Source organism: Bacillus sp. VT 712 (assembly GCF_001614195.1).
GTDB classification, from domain to species: domain Bacteria; phylum Bacillota; class Bacilli; order Bacillales; family Bacillaceae_H; genus Priestia; species Priestia flexa.
Window position 1 is genome coordinate 22233 of record NZ_LWBK01000013.1, and the last position, 20344, is coordinate 42576.

The 20344-nt window shown below is 38.0% G+C and carries 20 protein-coding genes; 5 read left to right on the plus strand and 15 right to left on the minus strand.

The features are described from left to right. Positions 1-106 precede the first annotated feature (106 nt). From A2U94_RS08140 to A2U94_RS08185, 10 genes are all read right to left on the minus strand, one after another. Positions 107-1387 (minus strand): ABC transporter substrate-binding protein, encoded by a 1281-nt coding sequence (locus A2U94_RS08140; protein ID WP_025910388.1) that lies wholly within the window; start codon positions 1385-1387, stop codon positions 107-109. A gap of 840 nt (positions 1388-2227) precedes the next feature. Continuing rightward, a complete protein-coding gene (locus A2U94_RS22090) occupies positions 2228-3487 on the minus strand; it encodes a 3D domain-containing protein (RefSeq protein WP_025910387.1) in 1260 nt (419 codons plus the stop codon). 436 nt (positions 3488-3923) lie between these two features. Beyond that, on the minus strand, positions 3924-4817 hold the full coding sequence (gene rbsB / locus A2U94_RS08150) for a ribose ABC transporter substrate-binding protein RbsB (protein WP_242529457.1): 894 nt from the start codon (positions 4815-4817) through the stop codon (positions 3924-3926). A gap of 35 nt (positions 4818-4852) precedes the next feature. Next, positions 4853-5821: a ribose ABC transporter permease gene (rbsC, locus tag A2U94_RS08155; protein ID WP_025910385.1), complete on the minus strand. Its 969-nt coding sequence runs from the start codon at positions 5819-5821 to the stop codon at positions 4853-4855. A gap of 1 nt (position 5822) precedes the next feature. Continuing rightward, positions 5823-7304: a sugar ABC transporter ATP-binding protein gene (locus A2U94_RS08160; RefSeq protein ID WP_025910384.1), complete on the minus strand. Its 1482-nt coding sequence runs from the start codon at positions 7302-7304 to the stop codon at positions 5823-5825. 14 nt (positions 7305-7318) lie between these two features. Then, the gene (gene rbsD / locus A2U94_RS08165; RefSeq protein ID WP_025910383.1) at positions 7319-7714 is read right to left on the minus strand and encodes a D-ribose pyranase; all 396 of its coding nucleotides are present in this window, start codon (positions 7712-7714) and stop codon (positions 7319-7321) included. 2 nt (positions 7715-7716) lie between these two features. Continuing rightward, positions 7717-8595 carry a ribokinase gene (gene rbsK / locus A2U94_RS08170; protein ID WP_025910382.1) on the minus strand — a complete coding sequence of 293 codons (879 nt, stop codon included), beginning with the start codon at positions 8593-8595 and terminating at the stop codon, positions 7717-7719. Between the two features lies 1 nt (position 8596). Then, the gene (locus A2U94_RS08175) at positions 8597-9577 is read right to left on the minus strand and encodes a LacI family DNA-binding transcriptional regulator (protein WP_025910381.1); all 981 of its coding nucleotides are present in this window, start codon (positions 9575-9577) and stop codon (positions 8597-8599) included. 241 nt (positions 9578-9818) lie between these two features. Beyond that, entirely contained in the window at positions 9819-10646 is an 828-nt protein-coding gene (pgoN, locus tag A2U94_RS08180) for a glyoxal/methylglyoxal reductase (protein ID WP_035320935.1), read from the minus strand. Between the two features lie 34 nt (positions 10647-10680). Then, positions 10681-11430 carry an IclR family transcriptional regulator gene (locus A2U94_RS08185; protein WP_025910379.1) on the minus strand — a complete coding sequence of 250 codons (750 nt, stop codon included), beginning with the start codon at positions 11428-11430 and terminating at the stop codon, positions 10681-10683. 266 nt (positions 11431-11696) lie between these two features. On the opposite strand from A2U94_RS08185, the gene A2U94_RS08190 reads away from it, so the two are divergent. Further along, positions 11697-12032 (plus strand): PadR family transcriptional regulator, encoded by a 336-nt coding sequence (locus tag A2U94_RS08190; RefSeq protein ID WP_025910378.1) that lies wholly within the window; start codon positions 11697-11699, stop codon positions 12030-12032. A gap of 2 nt (positions 12033-12034) precedes the next feature. Continuing rightward, a complete protein-coding gene (locus A2U94_RS08195) occupies positions 12035-12799 on the plus strand; it encodes a hypothetical protein (protein WP_025910377.1) in 765 nt (254 codons plus the stop codon). Positions 12800-12807: 8 nt separating this feature from the next. On the opposite strand, the gene A2U94_RS08200 is transcribed toward A2U94_RS08195, so the two are convergent. Further along, positions 12808-13119 carry a hypothetical protein gene (locus A2U94_RS08200; RefSeq protein WP_025910376.1) on the minus strand — a complete coding sequence of 104 codons (312 nt, stop codon included), beginning with the start codon at positions 13117-13119 and terminating at the stop codon, positions 12808-12810. A 418-nt stretch (positions 13120-13537) separates the two neighbouring features. Here A2U94_RS08200 and A2U94_RS08205 point away from each other — a divergent pair, with 418 nt between their 5' ends. Next, positions 13538-13870: a DUF485 domain-containing protein gene (locus A2U94_RS08205; RefSeq protein WP_035320939.1), complete on the plus strand. Its 333-nt coding sequence runs from the start codon at positions 13538-13540 to the stop codon at positions 13868-13870. 17 nt (positions 13871-13887) lie between these two features. Next, positions 13888-15438, plus strand: coding sequence for a solute symporter family protein (locus A2U94_RS08210; RefSeq protein ID WP_025910374.1), 1551 nt, complete (start codon positions 13888-13890; stop codon positions 15436-15438). A gap of 332 nt (positions 15439-15770) precedes the next feature. On the opposite strand, the gene A2U94_RS21795 is transcribed toward A2U94_RS08210, so the two are convergent. The 3 genes from A2U94_RS21795 to A2U94_RS08220 all read right to left on the minus strand — a co-directional run bounded on the left by A2U94_RS21795 (position 15771) and on the right by A2U94_RS08220 (position 17247). Further along, positions 15771-16274: a zinc-binding dehydrogenase gene (locus A2U94_RS21795; RefSeq protein WP_226372970.1), complete on the minus strand. Its 504-nt coding sequence runs from the start codon at positions 16272-16274 to the stop codon at positions 15771-15773. 66 nt (positions 16275-16340) lie between these two features. Then, complete coding sequence (locus A2U94_RS21800; RefSeq protein WP_231882740.1) at positions 16341-16736, minus strand: alcohol dehydrogenase catalytic domain-containing protein; 396 nt, start codon at positions 16734-16736, stop codon at positions 16341-16343. Positions 16737-16749: 13 nt separating this feature from the next. Further along, positions 16750-17247, minus strand: coding sequence for a lactoylglutathione lyase family protein (locus tag A2U94_RS08220; protein WP_025910373.1), 498 nt, complete (start codon positions 17245-17247; stop codon positions 16750-16752). Between the two features lie 173 nt (positions 17248-17420). Between A2U94_RS08220 and A2U94_RS08225 the strand changes: the two genes are divergently transcribed. Continuing rightward, positions 17421-17786 (plus strand): winged helix-turn-helix transcriptional regulator, encoded by a 366-nt coding sequence (locus tag A2U94_RS08225; RefSeq protein ID WP_025910372.1) that lies wholly within the window; start codon positions 17421-17423, stop codon positions 17784-17786. 15 nt (positions 17787-17801) lie between these two features. Here the strand turns inward: A2U94_RS08225 and A2U94_RS08230 are convergent, their stop codons facing one another. After that, positions 17802-20138: a YhgE/Pip domain-containing protein gene (locus A2U94_RS08230; RefSeq protein WP_025910371.1), complete on the minus strand. Its 2337-nt coding sequence runs from the start codon at positions 20136-20138 to the stop codon at positions 17802-17804. Between the last annotated feature and the right edge of the window lie 206 nt (positions 20139-20344).

A 20344-nucleotide genomic window follows, 5' to 3' on the forward strand; every position in this document is an offset into this window, starting at 1 on the left:
CTCCGTTTTACACCGCAAGCATGAGACTTTGAGTTGAATCCCCTGCTTCAAATAGCAGGGGATTCAACTCAACGCTTGCTTAACGTTCTATTTTTATAGTAAATGCTTACTTAATGCGATTTTCCAAACGCTTTTCAGCTGCTTCTAATGACTTTTTGATGTCTTTTCCATTCGTTACTTCTGATACAGCTTTTACAGCTTCGTCATTTGCAACAGAATAGTTTCCAGTAAAGTTAACTGGTTTGATGTCCTGCATTTCATCTGCGAACGTTTTCCAAATTGTTTGGTTGCTGAAGTACTCATCAGGCTGAGTGAATAACTCTGAATCATATACAGTGTTTAATGAAGGGAATAATCCACCTTCCATTGCTGCTTCTTGAACTGAATCTGTTGTTGAGAAGTACTCCATAAATTTGTAAGCTTCATCAGCTTTTTTACTGTTTGCTGTTACAACATAGTTACTACCACCTAGGTTTGAAGCACGATTTCCGCCTTTTTCAAATGATGGAAGTAAGAATACGCCCCATTTCCCTTTTAAATCTGGTGCTTGTTGCTCAATTGACCCATATAACCATGCACCTGATGGAGAAGATGCTACTTTTCCTTCTGCTAATGCACTGATTGAAGCATCCCAACCAACTGTGTTACGAACAACGCCAGCATCTTTTAGCTTTTTGTTTAGTTCCATTGCTTGTTGAGACTCTTTAGATGTTAAGTTAAGTTCACCTTTGTCATCAAAGTAGAATGTACCTTGTTGTGTTAATGTCATACGGAATAATCCGTCATCATTGTTTAAATCAAGACCAAGTAAGTCAACGCCTACTTTTTCTTTAATCTTTTTACCAGCAGCAATGTAGTCATCCCACGTTTCAATTGTAGCTGGGTCTACACCTGCTTGTTCAAAGAAATCTGTTCGATAGAAGACACCTGTTGGGCCAGCATCAAACGGGAAGCCATACATTTCACCGTCTTTAGAAAGAAGCTGCTTTTTAAATTCTGGGAATTTATCAGCGTGCTCATCAAAGCCTTTTTCTGATAGATTTAAGAATGCTTTTGGAAATGAATTAACGTACCCTTGGAAGCGATCATCTTCCACTAACACGATATCTGGAAGGCCTTTACCCCCTGCTTGTAAACCTGTTGTTAGTTTTGAGTAAACGTCTTCACGTCCCATATCTACAACTTTCAATTTAAAGTCTGGGTTTTCTTTTTGATATTCTTCAGCTGCTTTTTCTAAAACAGGAACGTTAATATTCCATGCCCAAGCAACTACCTCTTTTCCATTGCTTCCGCTCCCACTTGCTTCGTCTGCTGATTTCCCTCCACATCCTGCTAAGATCAGCGTGAAAATAAGTGTACAGCTGATAAGACCAAACCAACGCTTCATCGTAATCCCCCTCTGAATAAACTCATTTTCTTTTTCTTACAAAATTTGAGTTTGATGTAAACGTTACATAATTCTTTTTTGCCTTTTTGAAAGCTTTATGTAAGCGGATACAATTAACTTAGTTAAATTATATGAAGGATTGGCCATTTACTCAATGGTAAAAATAAAAGGCAAAAATGATACATTTTTGCCTTTTGATTAAATTTGTATAGGAAGAAGACCTTCACTAAAAGAAGAGAAACGTTTGTTAGTGACGGAAGGAGCTTAGAGTAAGTTAACCATTTGTTAACTAAAATCCCTTCGTTAAAGTAATTAGAAAATTCAATTACTTATTAAAAATGTAGGTGTTTAGCATTCTCCCCTTTATAAAGTTGTAAACGATTGTATTTTACACTATAAGAATATACTCAGCTAGCTTATTAAGAGGGAAAACAGATTTTTTTGCTATTGCAAAGAGACTTTTTTGCTTAATTTATCTTTTAACAGCAATAATTTATTTGAAGGTAATAAAGACTCTCGCTACTTGGCATACTTTTAATGAACACATTTCTTGCTTCTTATGATTTTAAAATCACTCTTTACTTGGCGTAATTCCCCTTACAAATTGCCACCTTTCCGCAGGGCGAGCGCTGAGCCTCCTCGTAAACTGCGGTGTCTCGCTAATCCTGCTGAAGTGTCGTATCTTTCATTTCAATCACGAGGCTTTTTTATCAGGAAGCTTTTGATGAGGACTGTTCTTTCCCCTAATAATTTAAAGCCTCTAGTAACTTATATATCTAACAGTTTGTTTCTTTTAAAATGGGGTAATAAAAAAGCATGGGAAGAGTCCCATGCTTTTTGTTAGTTCAGTACCGTTACTTTTACTGTGCGGCGTCCCCATGACATCGCTGCAGATTTGCTTGGTACGAATACGTCAATTTTATAACCTTTGATTGCGCCACCTGTATCACCAGCAACCGCAACTCCGTATCCTTCTACATACACTTTAGAACCTAAAGGAATGACTGATGGATCAACTGCGATTACTTTTAAGTGAGGGTTAGCTTTTAAATCAATACCTGTTGCTGTTTTACCGCTACAACCTGCGCAGCTTGCCGTGTATGCTGTTGATTGAACATACATTTCTTTTCCGCTTACTTTATCCGGTTTAGATTCAGAAGCTGGCTTTGATGCTGGTTTTGATTCTGTTTTAGAAACTGGCTTTGTGCTTTCAACTTTCTTTTCTTGCTTCACTTCAGCTTTAGCCGTTGCTAGGTCTGTTTGGCGCTGATTTTCTTCTTTTTCAGCTTGAGCTGCTACTTCTTTTTCTTTAGCTACTTTTTCAGCTTGCTCTTTAGCAGCTTTTTGCTCTGCAGAAATTTTATCTTGAATTGTTGCTAATTGTGACTGTAGGCTTGCTTTTTCAGATGAAGCTGTTTCAATATCACTTACAACTGCGCTGTACTTTTCTTGCATCTTTGTTAGAGCAGCTGTTTGTTTTGAGATATTTGATTCTAATTCAGCTTTTTTTGCTTTTAAATTAGCTTCTTCTTCTTCTAATACTTTTTCTTGCTTATCAATTTCTTTTTTATCTTTTTCAATTTGATCTAAGTCTTGTTGGTGCTGCTTTAAAATATCATTGTCTGCTGATAGAAGCGTTGTTGCTGCACCCATACGTGCAACTAAGTCACCAAAGCTTTCAGCATTCATTACCATTTCAAGCATAGCATTCGATTTATCATCATGTTGCAATGCAACTAAACGCTCTTCAATAATGTCTTTACGACTAAGAACTTTTTCTTGAAGCTCTACAATCTCTTCTTTCTTTTTCTCGATCATGCTTTTCGCTTCTTTAATTTTCTTTTCTGTAGAAGCTAATTCTTTCTCATTATCAGAAATAACTTTATGTAAAGAATCTAGTTCACTTTGTAATGCTTTTACGTCCGTATCGATTGACTGTTTCTCTTTTTCTTTTTGTTGAACAGCCTTTTCGCTTTCTTTAAGCTGTTGTTCAGTACTTTGGAGCGCTTCTTCATTCGATTGGGCGTGAGTCTCTGTTATGCCTGCCGTGAAGAACATTCCCGTGACTGCTACAAGAGTCATACGCTTTAAAATTTTCATAAAGTAATAGTCCCCTTTCCTCATAGACATAGTTATACCATAAAAAAGAGGGGAGTTATGTTACAATACCGTTAAAAGTTTCCCATTTTCTGTATATAAGTATAACTTTTTATTCATACATTCACATGAACCCTTACTGTATAAAGGTTTTTTTGCCTTGCTACCTTTTAAACTACTGTAAAAAAATGTCCAATATGCAACGCAGAATTTTGTCAAAAAGTCGTTATGTTACAGAAGTATTACATTGTTACAACAAAAAATAGCGAATTTGTGAACTTATTCACGTGATTTATTTCCATTTAATTACTTTAATGGTTGTTTATTTACTTTTTCTCTTGCGTTTTATAGTAAAAACATCATACATTTCTTACTTTCTCACAATAGTAAAGCCCCTTGTCTAATTTACTAGATAAGAGGCTTTATATCTTTATTTTTATTATTCTTTTGTAACAAGCTTTAATGGTGCAGAAATTTTCTCTTCAACTTTTTTACCCTGCAACACATCTTTCGCTGCGTTTACAGCAAGCTCTCCAATCAGCTCTGGCTGCTGAGCAACGGTTGCAGTTAGTGCACCTGATTCAACGGCTTTAAGAGCATCTTCATTGCCATCAAACCCGATGACCGCAATGTCTTTTCCAGAGCTAGTAATCGCTTCGATAGCGCCTAGTGCCATTTCATCGTTATGCGCAAATACCGCTTGGATATCAGGGTTTCCTTGCAGGACATTTTCCATAACGGTTAACCCTTTTGTACGATCAAAATCAGCGGATTGTTTAGCTACAACGTCTAGCTGCTCATCTGCGATATTATGGAACCCACTTCCACGTTCACGCGTTGCTGAAGCTCCAGGTACTCCTTCTAATTCCGCAACCTTTGCATTTTCTCCTAATGTTTTCACCACATATTCTGCAGCCATTTGGCCACCTTTTACATTATCAGATGCTACCAGCGCTTCTACTTTTCCTTTTTCAGCTGAACGGTCAAGCGTCACAACCGGTACTCCAATACCGTTTGCTGACTGAACCGCTGTTGAAATAGCCGAAGAATCCGTAGGATTAATAAGCAGTGCGTTAACTCCTTGTTGTAATAGATCTTCCACGTCGTTAATTTGTTTCGCAGAGTCGTTTTGTGCATCAACGACAATTACTTCAATACCTTGTTTTTTCGCTTCTTTTACAACGCCATTCTTTAACGAAACAAAGAATGGATTATTTAAAGTAGAAACCGATAAGCCAATTTTCATATCTTTAATATCTCCACTTTGAGAAGGCTTTGCCCAAGTTGGAGGCTCTAATGAGCAAGCTCCCAATAACAAAACGGACAAAGACATAATTAGTAATAATACTTTTTTCACGATGATCCCTCCTACGCTGCTTTTTTACGGTCAATTAGTACCGCAATCAAGATAACAATCCCTTTCACAACCATCTGGTAGAACGAAGAAACGCCGAGTAAGTTTAGGCCGTTGTTCAATGTTCCGATAATAAGTGCACCAATCAGCGTTCCGACGATGCGTCCTTTACCACCTGTTAAGCTTGTTCCACCTAAAACAACTGCTGCGATGGCATCTAGCTCATAAGAAGTACCAGCGGTTGGCTGAGCAGAATTTAAGCGTGATGTTAAAATTGCTCCGGCTAATGCAGCTAATAATCCTGCTAATGAATAAATCATAATTTTAACCCGTGGTACTTTAATTCCGGAAATAAACGCAGCTTTTTCATTACCACCAATTGCATACGTACGACGTCCAAACGGCGTTTTGTGTAAAATAACCCACAATACAATAAATGCAAGCATCATCGTGATAGCTGGTACTGGAATGCCTAAGAAATAGCCACGACCAAATAGTTGGAAATAGTAATTGTCTCCAAGTCCAGTGATGGGATTACCGTCTGTGTAAACGAGCGTTAAGCCTCTAAAGATAGTCATTGTAGCCAGTGTTGCAATAAAAGGTGCCATTTTCCCTTTTGTAATTAACAAGCCGTTCACTGCACCCATTGCAGCTCCTAATAAACACCCAATCAAAATCGCTAAAATCGGATCAACTCCTGATACAATCATGCCAGCCATTAATGCACTGGATAAAGCTAAAATTGAACCGACGGATAAATCGATTCCCCCTGTTAAAATAACAAATGTCATTCCAAATGCAATCAATGCATTAATCGCTACTTGGCGAAGTAAGTTTAAAATATTAAGCGGTTCCAAAAAACTAGGATTTAATACAGATACAATGACTACTAAAATAAAGAGTCCAAGTAGCGGCCCTAGCTTTTGCATCATGTTAGACATATAATTCCCGTTGTTTGACTGTAAATCATTAGGCGTATTCATGTTACTGACCTCCTGTTGCATATGTCATAATTTTTTCTTGCGTTGCTTCTTCTTTTGATAATTCTCCCGCTAGCTTTCCTTCATGAATTACTAAAACACGATCGCTCATCCCTAACACTTCCGGAAGTTCTGAAGAGACCATGATAATCGCCACTCCGCGCTCTGTGAGCTCGTTCATAAGCTGATAAATTTCACGCTTAGCTCCAACGTCTACTCCTCGAGTCGGTTCGTCTAAAATTAATATCTTCGGTCCAATACCAATCCATTTCGCAATAACTACTTTTTGTTGATTTCCTCCCGATAAGCTACCCGCACTAATTTCAGCTGATTGCGTTTTAATCGTTAAACGCTTAATAAGAAGCTCGACAAACTCTCGCTCACTTTTTTCAGCAATCATCCCTTTTGTTGAAAAGCTTTTTAAGTTTGGAAGCGCAATGTTTTCTCGAATTGAAAAATCCAATACAAGCCCTTCATCTTTTCGATCTTCTGTGATAAAGCCGATTCCGTACTTTACTGCTTCATCTGGCGTTTTAATTTTGACAGGTTTGTTGTTTACCCAAACTTCTCCTGAATCGATAGCATCCAGACCGAAAATGGCACGCATGATTTCAGTACGTCCAGCACCCATAAGACCAGCTACCCCAACAACTTCTCCCGATTTCACAGAAAATGAAATGTCATGAAAAGCATGTTTTCTTGTTAAACTTTTTAGCTCCAATACCGTTTCTCCAATTTTCGTTTGCCTGCTTGGGAATCGATCCGTTAATGAACGTCCTACCATCTTACGTACAACGTCGTCAAAGCTTGTTTCAAGAATTGGTGTTGTATCCACTGTTTTCCCATCACGCATAACGGTAATACGGTCACAAATGGTGAAAATCTCTTCCATCCTATGCGAGATGTAAACAATGGATACACCTTGTGCTCTTAATCCATTTATCACTTCAAAAAGCTTTTCAATTTCACGGTCTGTTAACGCTGCTGTCGGTTCATCCATAATGATTACTTTCGCATTCGTCATTAACGCTTTGGCAATTTCAATCATTTGCTGTTCACCAACAGAGCATAAGCTTGCTTCTTGCTCAAGTGGAATGGTCACAGCTAAGCGATCAAACTGCTTTTTAGCCTGCTCTTTCATTTCTTTTGTTTTCAAAATTCCAAGCGGTGAGTAAAGCTCTTTTCCAATAAATAAATTTTCAAGAACCGTCATATGAGGCCACACGTTCAGCTCTTGATGAATAAAGGTAACTCCTTCTTGTTCGGCTTCTTTTGGATTTGAAAAATAGCGCTCTTGGCCATCAATTTCAATTCTGCCTTCATCTCGTTTATGGAGGCCGGTTAAGATATTCATCAACGTTGATTTACCCGCACCGTTCTCTCCCATTAATGCGTGAACTTCTCCGGGAAGCAGTTCAAAGTCAACACCTGAAAGTACTTGGTTTGCACCAAATGCTTTATAAATATTTGACATTTTAATGTGCATATTGTTCACCCCTTTTAAAAGATAACTCCTGCTTGTAAGATACAGTTTGCATAGGGCGTTACTTCTCCTGTTCGAATAACGACTTTCGCTTCTTTTGTTAACGCTTTCAGTATTTTGTGTGAAACAAACTGCTTTTCTGTATCAAAAAAGACTTCATTTATATAGCTCATTGTTTCTTTGTTATTTTCTTTAATTTCATGTGCGACAATCACTTTTTCAATAACCATGTCATCGCGTACAGCATCCACGACGTCCTTAAAACTAGGAACACCTAGTTTTAAAGACAAATCGATACGAGGTACTCCATCTGGAATTGGTAAACCTGCATCCGCAATGACAACCATGTCCGTATGACCAAGATCTGTTAACACTTTTGAAATATGGCTATTTAAGATTCCATGGCGTTTCATTTTTATAAGTTCCCTTCTACTTGTTCTCTAGTTGGCATACCGCCTTGCGCTCCAAACTTTGTTACGGATAATGAAGCTGCTCTGTTTGCAAAACGAATACTTTCATCAAAGCTTTTCTTTTCAGCTAACGCTACGGCAAAAGCAGCGTTAAATGTATCTCCTGCTCCTGTTGTATCAACAGCTTCTACCTTATATGAAGGAACAAGCACTTCTTCCTTTCCGTTAAAGTAGCGTACGCCTGCTTTACCTTCTGTAATAAATAACTTATTCGCATATTTATGGAGCACTTCTTCTTTCGCTTTTTCTTTGAATAAAACCATTGTTTCATGCTCGTTTGGCGTTAAGTACGTCACTTGCTCAATGACCTCTTCTTTTAACTGTCTTGCTGGAGCTGGATTTAATAAAAGAGGCACATTCACTTCCTTACAAAGAGAAGCTACATATTCCACCGTCTCTTCCGGAATTTCTTGCTGAATAAGTACAATATCAGATGCTTTAATGATTTCTTTTGCACTTTCTACATATTCTGGCGTAATAAAGTCGTTCGCTCCTTTTACGACAACAATGCTGTTATCGCCTTCAGCGAGAATAATATGCGCTGTGCCGCTTTCCATATGTGTAACCGGTTCCACATAATCTATATTAACACCGTTTTCCTTAAAGTTATCTAAAATGATTTTTCCATAATGATCATCACCTACTCGACCAATCATGTACACTTCTGCTCCAAGCTTTGCAGCTGCTACCGCTTGATTTGCACCTTTTCCTCCTGGAACAGTTTTAAACGACTCTCCAAGCACTGTTTCTCCAGCACTTGGACGCTTGCTAGAAGTAACTACTAAATCCATTGATGAGCTACCAATAACCGAAATTTTCACCATGTTAATCAACCTTTCTTGTTGTATTTCGTTCAATAAACGTAACGGGTAATTCAATATGCTTATTTTGAACAATTTCTTTTTTAATATATTTTAATAGAAGTTTTGCTGCTTCTTTTCCCATTTCATAAGCGGGCTGCCTAATTGTTGAAAGAGCTGGAAATAACAGTTCACTTTGAGGTATATCATCGAATCCAACAATTTGTAACTCATCTGGAATTGATTTTCCCAGCTGTAACGCTTCACGTAAAATAGCTGCTGCCACAATATCGTTGCTGGCAATTACTCCATCCGTATTAGCATGCTTTTCAAACAGTTCTTTTGCCCATTTCTTTGCTTCATGAAATGAAAACGAAGTTGTATTCATCACTTGAAAGTCAACGTTTGCTCCGCTTAACGTTTCAAGTGCACCTTGAAACCGCTCTTGAGCTGGCTTTACGTTTGGAGGACCTTTTAATAAAGTAATTTGTTTGCTTCCTCTTTTAATAATTTCTTGTGCAGCAATTCTTCCACCTTCTCTTCCATCTGCATATACAGATGGATATTGGGGTGATGTACGGTCTAAAAAGACAACTGGAAAACCCAGTCTTTTATACGTTTCATCATCAGATATCGTTCTGGCTGTAATCATGCCTACAACGTGATTTTGAGTAAACGTATGTAAATAAGCCGCTTCTTTTTTTAAATCTTCATCACTATTTCCAAATAAAAGACGAAATCCTTGACTGTGCACTTCATCTTCAATACCGCGCGCAAGCTGTGGAAAGAATGGGTTCGTAATATCTGGAAGCAACAATCCAATCAAGCGTGACTCACGCTTATACAAAGATCGCGCTACTTCGTTTGGACTATAGTTTAGTAATGTAATTGCCTGCATTACTTTTTCTCTCGTATCTTCGCGTACATACCCTGTGCTATTAAGCACGCGAGAAACCGTTGCAACAGATACACCAGCATGCTTCGCTACGTCTCGAATTGTTACCATACGAACGCCTCCCTCCTTTATATGTAACCGTTTACAATGATAATATATCACGATTTTGCTTTGTTGACAATACAAATATTTTTACCAGTTCTCTTTCTCTTTAAAAAAACACATATATAATAGAAGAAACTCGGTTAGCTTATAGAGAGTATCTCTTATGTGCTTAATATACAGGTAGACAACATGAACAATAAAAGAGCGTCGCTTAGGAAAAAGCGACGCTCTTTATCATTCTTTTTTATTAAAAATCAAAGTTATCTGGGTCTGGACCAACGCGATGGTTTTTGTTTAGTTCATTAATCTTCGCCATATCTTCCTGAGATAATTCAAAGTCAAAGATTGATGCATTTTCAACGATGCGGTGCTCTTTAATAGACTTTGGAATTGTTACGATTTCGCTTTGTAAATCCCAGCGTAAGATGACTTGTGCTGTTGATTTACCATGCTTATCTGCAATCTCTTTCAATACTGCATTATCTAATAATTCACCTTGAGCTAACGGAGACCAAGCTTCAATTTGAATATCATTCTTTTTACAGAAATCACGAAGCTCTACTTGAGTTAATAATGGATGAAGCTCCACTTGGTTAACCATTGGCTTTATCTCAGCGTCTTTCATTAAATCTTCTAAGTGATGAATTTGGAAATTTGACACGCCGATTGCTTTTACTTTGCCATCTTTATATAGCTTTTCTAGCGCTCTCCAAGTGTCTTTATATTTGCCTTCTACCGGCCAGTGAATTAAGTATAAATCTAAGTAGTCAAGACCTAGCTTGTTTAAGCTTGTTTCAAATGCTTCTAACGTTGACTCATAGCCTTGGTCTGCATTCCATACTTTTGTTGTAATGAAAAGATCTTCACGTGGTACACCAGCTTCTTTAATAGCTTGTCCTACGCCCTCTTCATTTTCATAAATTTTGGCTGTATCAATACTTTTGTACCCTGCATTAATTGCCCATTTCACAGAGTCAATTACCTGCTGTCCATCTTCTACTTTAAATACACCTAGACCAAACCATGGCATTTCAACGCCGTTTGCTAACTTTGTTGTTGATTGTAAATTGTTCATTACCATTCATCCCCTCTATAACTGTATATTTGAATCACAAATTGTGAGTCATTGTGTGAGAAATTGCATCGGCACATTTTTTAACAAGCTTAGCGTGATACTCATCTTTATCGTGAGAAACACGACCAGAAGGACCCGAAAGTGCTACAGCAGCGATGACCTGCCCATTTTTTCGTACAGGCGCTGCAATACATCTTAAACCAATTTCCCCTTCTTCATTATCAACTGCATAGCCTTGTTCACGAATTTTATGTAGCTCGCCTTCCAAATCTGTGCGAGATGTAAGCGTTTGAGAAGTAAAGATTTCAAACGTTAGTTGTTCAATGATTTGATTTTGCACTTCTGCTGACTGATAGGCAAGAATACACTTCCCAATACCGTTTGCGTGAATTGCTTTTTTATTCCCTACTTCTGAATGTGTACGCGTGCTATAATATTCCCCGCTCACAACTTGAGTTGTCACCATTTTGTTACCGGAAATAACTCCCGCATAAATGGTTTCCTTTGTTTGTTGATTGAGCTGCTCCATTGGTGGAACAGAAAACCAGTTTAAATCGTAGCTGTTCCCACCCGATAGCCGTGACATGAGCACAGTCGAAACACGATAGCGGTGATCAGCCGTTCTTTCAATGAACTCGTTTTGTTCAAGCGTACTCACCAAGCGATACATCGTACTTTTATTGTATTGAAGCACATTCATCATTTCAGAAATTGTCATATTCGGCTCTTTTATCAGTAAAGAGAAGATATCTAATCCTTTTTTTAATGTACCCACTTCAGACATTTTAAGCTCCTCCTTTAGCCGAATGATAATTTCATTATAAATACCATATATATTTTTATCAAATAAAGAAACTCATTCTTTTTAAATTCCCTATAAAAGAGAATATAAAGAACTTCTACAATTGCTATTCCACGATTTTTACTAATTAAACGTGAAACCACTTGAATATTTTTACAAAAATTAGTATTATGTATCTTGTAATGCAAAATAGTAACATTTTTTAATCAACTATCTTATATTGCAAGATAGTTAAGGAGGAACGGCTTGTGTCTTCAACTCAGATGTTAAAAGGAATTTTAGAAGGCTGCTTATTAGCTATCATCTCAAAAGGCGAAACATATGGATATGAAATGATTGAAAAATTGGAAGCGCACGGTTTTCATATGGTCAGTGAAGGAAGCATCTATCCACTTCTTCTCCGTATGCAAAAAGAAAAGCTTATCACAAGCATCATGAAAGCTTCGCCTAACGGTCCAAAGCGAAAGTATTATACGTTAACACCTGAAGGACAACAAGAACTAAAGGACTTTCAAGAACGTTGGAATTCATTATCATACAGCGTTAATCAGTTAATGAACAACAAAAGAAAGAAAGGAGAATGAATATGACGTTATCAAAAGAAAGCACGGACTTCTTACAAAATTTACGCCTTTATTTGTTTTCAAGTGGAAAAAACGAAGAGGAAACAGAAGATATTATCCTTGAGTTATCTCATCATTTATGGGATGCGGAACAAGACGGCAAAAGTGTTCACCACATTGTCGGTCAATCCCCAAAAGCATATATGGAAAGTTTATCAAGTGAAATGAAGCCTGACTTAATGGGATGGTTAAAATACTTACCAATGATTATTTTAGGAGTATTTGCTTACAGCTTGCTTGGTGATGCCATTCACGGTAATATTGCGTATTCTGCCTACACACTTATTGGCATGCCTATTTTCATTATGGTTATGCTGCTTATTTTGCTAAGTCTCTTTCGTGTTGTGGCTGCTAGACAATTGTCAGGATTAGCTTTGCTAACTTTGTTTATCCCTTACAATTTATTATCGATTGGTGGGTTTGTTGCGCTTGTGTTCCTAGAGAAAAACACAGAAACAAAGCTTTTCGTGGTTTCCGGGGGCTTGTATTCGCTAAGTGGATTGTTAAGTGCACTAGTGGCTATTACATTCTTAGTAGCCATATCGATTTGGTCTAAAACATGGGTCAGTATTTTGATTCCTATTTTTCTTTATTTACCTGAAGTTGTTGTAGACTTTTTTTCAATGTCACAGTCTGCTGCGTTAGTAGTAAGCACACTTATTTCATACGGCGCTATTGGCCTTTACATATGGCTTGTAATGAGGAAATTGAATAAAGAAGCAGCGTAAAAAGCGGCTCATTTCGAGCCGTTTTTTTCAAATCTCTCTAACTGATCTAACTTCTTTTCTGCTGCTAATATTTCACGCTGTCGTTGTCCAAGTAAATCAAAATGAGGGTAGCCTGAACGATTATCAATATATTTAGACGGAATATTATATTTCTCCCCCCATTGAATGAGCTTTTCTATATCGCTGCAACCTACTTTTGTTACCGTTGTTGCACCTGGAAACCGATCATCGATCCAATAGTGAGTTAAAAATGCAACCTCTCCTCGATTCACAGCTTCCTTCCATGCGTATAACTCTTCACGCTTTAATCCAAATGCCATCGTGTCACCTTTTTTCTGTCATCTCATTTTCTGTTATATAACATATTTTAATATTGTTTATATCATATATAACAGAATTATATAAATATCTTCTAAATGAAAAAGTGTTTCTTTAATACATAAGCCTATCTTTTTATTATCTCAAAAAAAGATATTTCCGGAAAAATTGATGATTTTATGAGATATATATTCTTTTTTAACTTATTATCGTTATTTCACAATTATATATACTAGTTCTTCTCAGCTGCAACATCCATGCCTTTTACTTTTTCACGGCTAGATGAAATGTCGATATTTCTGAGTTTTTGTCATATAATCTAAATTTACTTTTTTTTCTGAAAACAATATAATGACGGTGTACAGGAACATCTATTCAATATGTTCCAAACTTAATTTAAAGGGGGTATTTTCATTGGCGATGAACGGAAGCTCGTTACAGAAAAACGAAGAACAACCTACCTCACCAGACTATACGAAAATTGTTCAATCTCCATCTTTTCAACAGCTCTTAAAAACAAAACGGAATTTCATTTTACCATTATCACTATTTTTCCTAGCTTTTTATTTTACACTACCTATTTTAACAGCTTATTCTAACGTATTAAATCAACCTGCTTTTTTATCAATGACATGGGCATGGGTATTTGCTTTTGCTCAATTTATTATGACGTGGACACTGTGTATTCTTTATACACGTCGTGCAGCTAAATTTGATGAATTAGTTGAAGTAATTAAAGCTGAAGCTCGCTAAAAAAGGAGGATCTGTTAATGAATGCTCTTGCATTTTCACTATTTCTTGTAATTGTTGGATTAACGCTCGTAATCACATACTTAGCTTCTAAACGAACCAAAACTTCCAGTGATTTCTATACGGCTGACGGAAGTTTAACAGGTCTACAAAACGGAATGGCGATTGCTGGAGACTATATGTCTGCCGCATCATTTTTAGGTATCGCAGGAATGGTAGCGCTTTCTGGATTTGATGGTTTCTTTTACAGCATTGGATTTTTAGTTGCTTACCTTGTTGTTTTGTATGTTGTGGCAGAACCACTGCGTAATCTTGGAAAATATACAATGGCTGATATGATTGCCGCACGATTTGACCAAAAGAAAGTTCGCGGAGTTGCGGCTTTAAATACCATTACGATTTCAATCTTTTATATGATTGCACAGCTTGTAGGCGCAGGCGCACTTATTCATTTATTACTAGGAATTGACTACGTCTACTCCGTGTTAATTGTTGGTGTTTTAATGACGATTTACGTTGTATTTGGCGGTATGACAGCAACAAGCTGGGTTCAAATTGCCAAAGCTATTTTATTAATGATTGGGACGTTTATTATTTCCGTGATTGTGTTTGCAAAGTTTGATTTTAGCATCGTAAAAATGTTTTCAGAGATGAAGACGGCAACACCTCTTGGCGAAGGCTTTTTAAACCCTGGAAACAAGTTTACCAACCCACTGGATATGATTTCTTTAAACTTAGCCTTAGTACTTGGTACTGCAGGATTACCTCATATTCTTATCCGTTTCTTTACGGTAAGGGACGCAATTACAGCAAGAAAATCCGTTATTTATGCAACATGGATTATTGGTGCGTTTTACATTATGACCATCTTCTTAGGATTCGGTGCTGCAGCCTTTGTTGGATACGATGAAATTGTTGCGGCAAACGCAGCTGGTAACATGGCTGCTCCGCTATTAGCCCAAGTTTTAGGCGGAGATTTCTTATTTGCTTTTGTATCAGCCGTTGCGTTTGCAACGATTTTAGCAGTTGTTGCGGGGCTCGTTTTATCAGCAGCTTCAGCTTTCGCACATGACTTCTATAGCCATATCGTTCGTCGCGGTGAAGCAACGGAAAAAGAACAGGTTGTTGCGGCACGCTGGGCGTCAATTGGTGTATCAATTGTCTCCATTATTCTTGCATTATTTGCTCAAAATATGAACGTAGCCTTTTTAGTAGCACTTGCCTTTGCAGTAGCTGCTAGTGCAAACTTACCAATCATTTTATTTACGATTTTCTGGAAACGATTTAATACAACAGGTGCCGTAACGGGTATGCTTGTAGGCTTACTAAGCTCTCTGATTCTTGTAGCAATTAGCCCGAACGTTTGGTCACCGGAAGCAGGAGCAGCCATCTTTGTTGGAGAACCTCTCATCACGCTCACTAACCCAGGCATCATTTCAATTCCGCTTGGGTTCTTAGCTGCTATTATCGGCACGCTTGTTTCAAGTGAAAAAGCGGATGCGAAGAAGTTTGATGAAGTACTAGTAAAAGCAAACACAGGCATGGGCATTCAAGGTCCTGTAAAGCATTAATAATAAACAAAGAGACTGAGACATAAGTAGTTCAGCTTCTACTATACCTGAACGATTGAGAGTTCATAACTTTTAATCGTTCAGGTTTTTTTGGTTGTGAAAACAATGTTGGAAACAGGGTGGAAGGGAACGTAGGACACTCGACTCCTGCGGGAAAGAGAGGGAAAACGGAGATCCTGCAGCGCAAGCGAGGAAGCTCAGGTTCCTCCCCGCGGAAAGCGAGTGACCGTAGCGCAATGGAACGAACGTGTTGAGACAAATCAAAGAGATGGGAACAGCGAGTGTTCGTCTTTTAGAAGCCATCATTTTGTTATGTCCCAAACTCTTTATGCTTATAGCACTGCAATGATTTTCCCTGTCATAGTGCGACTAGCTAACTGTGCTAGTGCTTGTAGAACCTCATCTAAAGAAATAGTTTTCTCAACAAGCGGATCTAGCTTTCCTTCTTTCACAAGCTCTAACATGTTATCGCCCATTTTCTTTAGAGCTGCTTGCTCGTGACGATTAGCTGATTGATGAGCACTGCCTAATGCAACTTGATGAAAAGAAAGTGGATGTGCAAATGAAATGGCGCTATTCACATCAGGTGGACCTGCAATAAAAGCGATTTGCCCGTTAAACGCAAGTGCTTCTAGTGCCTTGTTTGCATTTTCTCTTCCAACCGTGTCAAGCACAGCATGAACACCTAATCCATTTGTAATAGCAAGAGTTTCTTTCACAAAATCTTCTTCTTTATAATCAATGGCGTAATCTGCACCTAATGATTTCACATACTCATGATTTTTTTTAGAAACTGTTGTGATGACAGTTAAACCTGCCTGCTTAGCAAGTTGAATGGCAACCCCCCTACTCCACCTGCTCCGGCATGAATTAAAATGAACTGACCTTCCTCAATATGAAGCTTAGAGAATAGCGCTTGGTATGCAGTGTAGACAGCACAAGGTAGCGGCTGCTGCCGCTTCAAATGATACGCCTTCTGGGATAACAGATACCGTATGAGCTGTTGTGACAGTATACTCAGCAAAACCGCCTTTTTTCGTTAGATCTCCGTGATACACAACGCGGTCACTCACTTGAATATTGGTTACGTTCGCACCTACTTCTTCAACAACACCAGCTACGTCTAATCCTAAAATATGAGGATATGACCAGCTTGGATTTCCACCCGTTGCAGTCTTATAATCAACAGGGTTTAGCGCCGTAGCATGCACTTGCACAAGCACTTCTCCTTCACCAGGCACAGATTTTTTACTGTTTCCAACCTGCATTTGTTCCCATTTCCCTTTTCCCTCTAACAATAAAGCTTTTATCTTAGTAAGCTCCGTCTGAATACGTTAGCTCATAACTATGCGTATAGATTTCGATTAAATTGCCGAATGGATCTTCACAGTACACCATTTTGTAAGGCTTCTCGTTTGGATAATACTCACGAATTGGCATACGCTGCTTTCCACCATGAGCAACAATTTTTTCTGCAAGTCCTTCAATATCAGGGTCTTGAACGCAGAAGTGGAAAATACCAGTTTTCCAAAATTCAAAGTTATTTTCAGGCGTTTCATTTTGAAGAAACTCAAAGATTTCTACACCGATTTTATCTCCTGTTGCTAAGTGTGCAATACGAAACTTCCCCCAGCCTGATCCAAAAACATCCGTACACATTTGTCCAATTGCACTGTCATCTTCTACAATTTCAGATGGCTCCATAATGACGTACCATCCTAGTACTTCCTTATAAAATTTAACGGCTTCGTCCAAATTAGGAACAGAAAGCCCGATATGTGAAAATGAACGTGGATATGGTTGATTCATTTTTGTTTCCTCCTTCATATTTAAGATTGGTTTCAGTATAATGGAACCACCTATTCATGACTAGACGGCACTTTCGTGTAACCAGGTTACCAACTCGTAACCCTATTGACGAATTCATTCAATAGATTGTCCAACTAGTATGCTTCTATTACGTTACATAAGGAGAGATAAAGTTGAAAACCACAAAATACAATATTCCTGTCGAAGCCACGCTTGAAGTAATCGGTGGCAAATGGAAGGTTGTAATTCTTTGTCACTTAAAAGAACAAACACTTCGATTCAGCGAGCTACAGCGCATCATTCCAAATATCACAAAAAAAATGCTCTCCCAGCAGCTTAGAGAGTTAGAACATGACGGCATTATTAAACGTACTTTATATGATGAGATTCCACCTAAAGTCGAGTATTCGCTAACGGATGAAGGAGAGACCCTTCGAGAAGTGTTAGATTTGATGTGCTCATGGGGAAATGCACGCATTGAGAAAGATCCAAACGCCGTGAATTTGTATAAAGAACATGAAAAGAAGCTTAGCCATTAGGCTAAGCTTCTTTCATTAAGCTGTTGCTTCTTCATCTTCATTTACTTTGCGAAATTTTCGTGCATTCAAGCTGAAGATAATAATTGTTAAGATAATAAACACCAGCGCAAATATTCCTAGCACGCCCGCTTGACTCCAAGCAAACCCATAGTCATTACCAACCGAAATAATTTCACGGAATCCGCGAATCGCATACGTCATCGGTAAGAACGGATTAATTACTTGGAAAAATTCTGGCACTAGCGCTTTTGGGAACGTTCCAGAGCTTCCTCCGATTTGAAGGAGAAGCACAATAAACGTTAAGAACTGCCCTACTTTACCTAAAGCTGTTGTTAAGAATAACACCAGCGTAAAGAACGTTAAGCCTGTAATAATGGTGAACACATAAAATCTCCACACGCTTGTCACATGTAAATCAAGTCCCCACAGCAGTGCTGTTGCTACAAGAATCGATTGGAAAATTGCCATAAACCCAATTACGCTAAACTTACTTAAGAACCAAGCAAAGCCAGACGTTGGTGTAATCGCTGGATCTTTTAATGAGTAAACAGAAGAGAACATAAGCGCTCCTGCGAATAATCCAATACATAGAATGTATGGTGTTAAGCCCACTCCGTACTTATCTACATTGTTCTGTTTGTCAGCTTGCAAGTCAGTTGGACTAGCAAACATGCTGTACGTTTTATCGTTTGGATTCACTTCTTTGGCATCATTTGCTCCTTCTTGTAGAGAAGAATGAAGCTCACTTGTACCGTCTGCTAAATCGGATGACCCATCATAAAGCTTATTCGAACCATCTTGTAAATCTTTCGAACCATTTACAAGCTTCTGTCCACCTTTATTCAGTTCATCTAAACCATCTGCTAACTTGCCGCTTCCTGTTTCCGTTTTTTGGATTCCTTCTTTTAGGTCACCCGTTGCGTCAACAAGCTTGTTAGCTCCACTATTAATGGTTTCCATACCACTATTAAACGTTGTGAACTTTTCGTTAAAAGTTCCAAACTTTTCATTGAACGTTTTCTCGCTAGCTGCTAATTTAGCTGCCCCATCGTAAATCTGTGACTGTCCGTCAGAAATTTTACCGATAGCACTTTGAATGTCCTGACCACCTTTTGAAAGCTCTTGTAAACCATTTGCCAATACTTGAACCTGATCAACTTTTGCTTTCAATTCTTTAATCTGCTCTTGCTGCTGCTCCATAAACTGCTGGTTAGACAACTCGTTAATATCAGCAATTAATTTTTGTTTTTGGTCATCTGGAATCGATTCATTTTCATTAATTGAAGTAATAAGCTGCTGCTTTTTCGTATCAAATGATTGACGAACAGAATCAATTTTCTCTTTAAGAGCTGCGGCTTCTTTTTGCTTAACCGCAATTTCATTGGCTACTTCATTGACTTTGGTATTAGCTTCATTCAGTCCTGATACGAACTCAGGAAGCTTCCCTTCTAACTCTTTCGTCCCAGTTTGCAGTTCACCTAACTTTTCTTGCAAAGTTCCTGCACCTGTTTCTAATTGCTTAGACGCCGTATATAATTGATCAGAGCCTTCTTGTAGTTTCTTTGCTCCATCGGCGGCTGTTCCAATTCCTTTTGCTAACTCTCCTTGCTTCTCATTAATTTGTGTTGCGCCCTCTAAAAGCTTGACGGTTGCGCTATGCAGATCTGTTGCACCTTTATTCGCATCACTAATTCCATCTGCTAATTTTTCCACGCCATCTTCAAACGCAACTGTACTTTCTGCTAATTTTTTCAAATTATCGCGAAGCGTTTTGGAACCATCTTCAATTTTTCCAGCACCGTCGCTTGCTTCTTGAAGACCATCCGCCACTTCTTTGAAGCTATCAAATACAGTTTCCGCGTACTGCTTCGTTACTTCCTCTTTTATTTGTTCATTGATTTTTGTTACTGCGTTTGAACCAATCTGTGCACCGGAATAGTTTTTACCAGCGTTCGTATGGTAGACAAACTTCATTTTCTTTGGATCTTCGTCCATTAAAGTTGTTGCGTTTTCAGAGAAATTACTTGGCAGTTCTAGGACGAGATAATACTTTTCATTCTTTAAGCCTTCTAGCGCTTCTTCTTTATTCGTAAAACGCCAGTCAAACGTATCGTTATCCTTTAAATTTTCAACAAAATCATCACCGACGTGAAGTTCTTTCCCATCTAGAGTAGCGCCTTTGTCTTCATTGACAACGGCTACAGGAATTTGATCTGTTTTTCCATATGGATCCCAATAAGCTGATAAAAAAATCACATTATATAAGAACGGAACGAATAATAAGCCCACAATAATTAAGATATTCATCGGCTTTGAAATAATGGATTTCCATTCTCCCTTCAGCATATTCATCGTTAAATCCCCCAATAGCTTTTCAGTTAAATTGACTATTTGACTAAAAAACAAATACAGTCATTAAGTTCTGATTAATGTTATCATATTCACAAACAGTAGGTCAATTACAATTTATTAATTTTTTTCTTCTTATTTAATATAGAAAACGAATTTCTATATATTTTTTGTTAGGCACCATTATTTTATTCCCAGTTAGAACATAA

Excerpts from the sequence above, each read along its gene's own strand:
- A2U94_RS08140 (WP_025910388.1), bottom strand. The coding sequence starts at position 1,387 with ATGAAGCGTTGGTTTGGTCTTATCAGCTGTACACTTATTTTCACGCTG.
- A2U94_RS22090 (WP_025910387.1), bottom strand. The coding sequence starts at position 3,487 with ATGAAAATTTTAAAGCGTATGACTCTTGTAGCAGTCACGGGAATGTTC.
- rbsB (WP_242529457.1), bottom strand. The coding sequence starts at position 4,817 with ATGTCTTTGTCCGTTTTGTTATTGGGAGCTTGCTCATTAGAGCCTCCA.
- rbsC (WP_025910385.1), bottom strand. The coding sequence starts at position 5,821 with ATGAATACGCCTAATGATTTACAGTCAAACAACGGGAATTATATGTCT.
- A2U94_RS08160 (WP_025910384.1), bottom strand. The coding sequence starts at position 7,304 with ATGCACATTAAAATGTCAAATATTTATAAAGCATTTGGTGCAAACCAA.
- rbsD (WP_025910383.1), bottom strand. The coding sequence starts at position 7,714 with ATGAAACGCCATGGAATCTTAAATAGCCATATTTCAAAAGTGTTAACA.
- rbsK (WP_025910382.1), bottom strand. The coding sequence starts at position 8,595 with ATGGTGAAAATTTCGGTTATTGGTAGCTCATCAATGGATTTAGTAGTT.
- A2U94_RS08175 (WP_025910381.1), bottom strand. The coding sequence starts at position 9,577 with ATGGTAACAATTCGAGACGTAGCGAAGCATGCTGGTGTATCTGTTGCA.
- pgoN (WP_035320935.1), bottom strand. The coding sequence starts at position 10,646 with ATGAACAATTTACAATCAACAACAAAGTTAGCAAACGGCGTTGAAATG.
- A2U94_RS08185 (WP_025910379.1), bottom strand. The coding sequence starts at position 11,430 with ATGTCTGAAGTGGGTACATTAAAAAAAGGATTAGATATCTTCTCTTTA.
- A2U94_RS08195 (WP_025910377.1), top strand. The coding sequence starts at position 12,035 with ATGACGTTATCAAAAGAAAGCACGGACTTCTTACAAAATTTACGCCTT.
- A2U94_RS08200 (WP_025910376.1), bottom strand. The coding sequence starts at position 13,119 with ATGGCATTTGGATTAAAGCGTGAAGAGTTATACGCATGGAAGGAAGCT.
- A2U94_RS08205 (WP_035320939.1), top strand. The coding sequence starts at position 13,538 with ATGAACGGAAGCTCGTTACAGAAAAACGAAGAACAACCTACCTCACCA.
- A2U94_RS08210 (WP_025910374.1), top strand. The coding sequence starts at position 13,888 with ATGAATGCTCTTGCATTTTCACTATTTCTTGTAATTGTTGGATTAACG.
- A2U94_RS08220 (WP_025910373.1), bottom strand. The coding sequence starts at position 17,247 with ATGAATCAACCATATCCACGTTCATTTTCACATATCGGGCTTTCTGTT.
- A2U94_RS08230 (WP_025910371.1), bottom strand. The coding sequence starts at position 20,138 with ATGAATATGCTGAAGGGAGAATGGAAATCCATTATTTCAAAGCCGATG.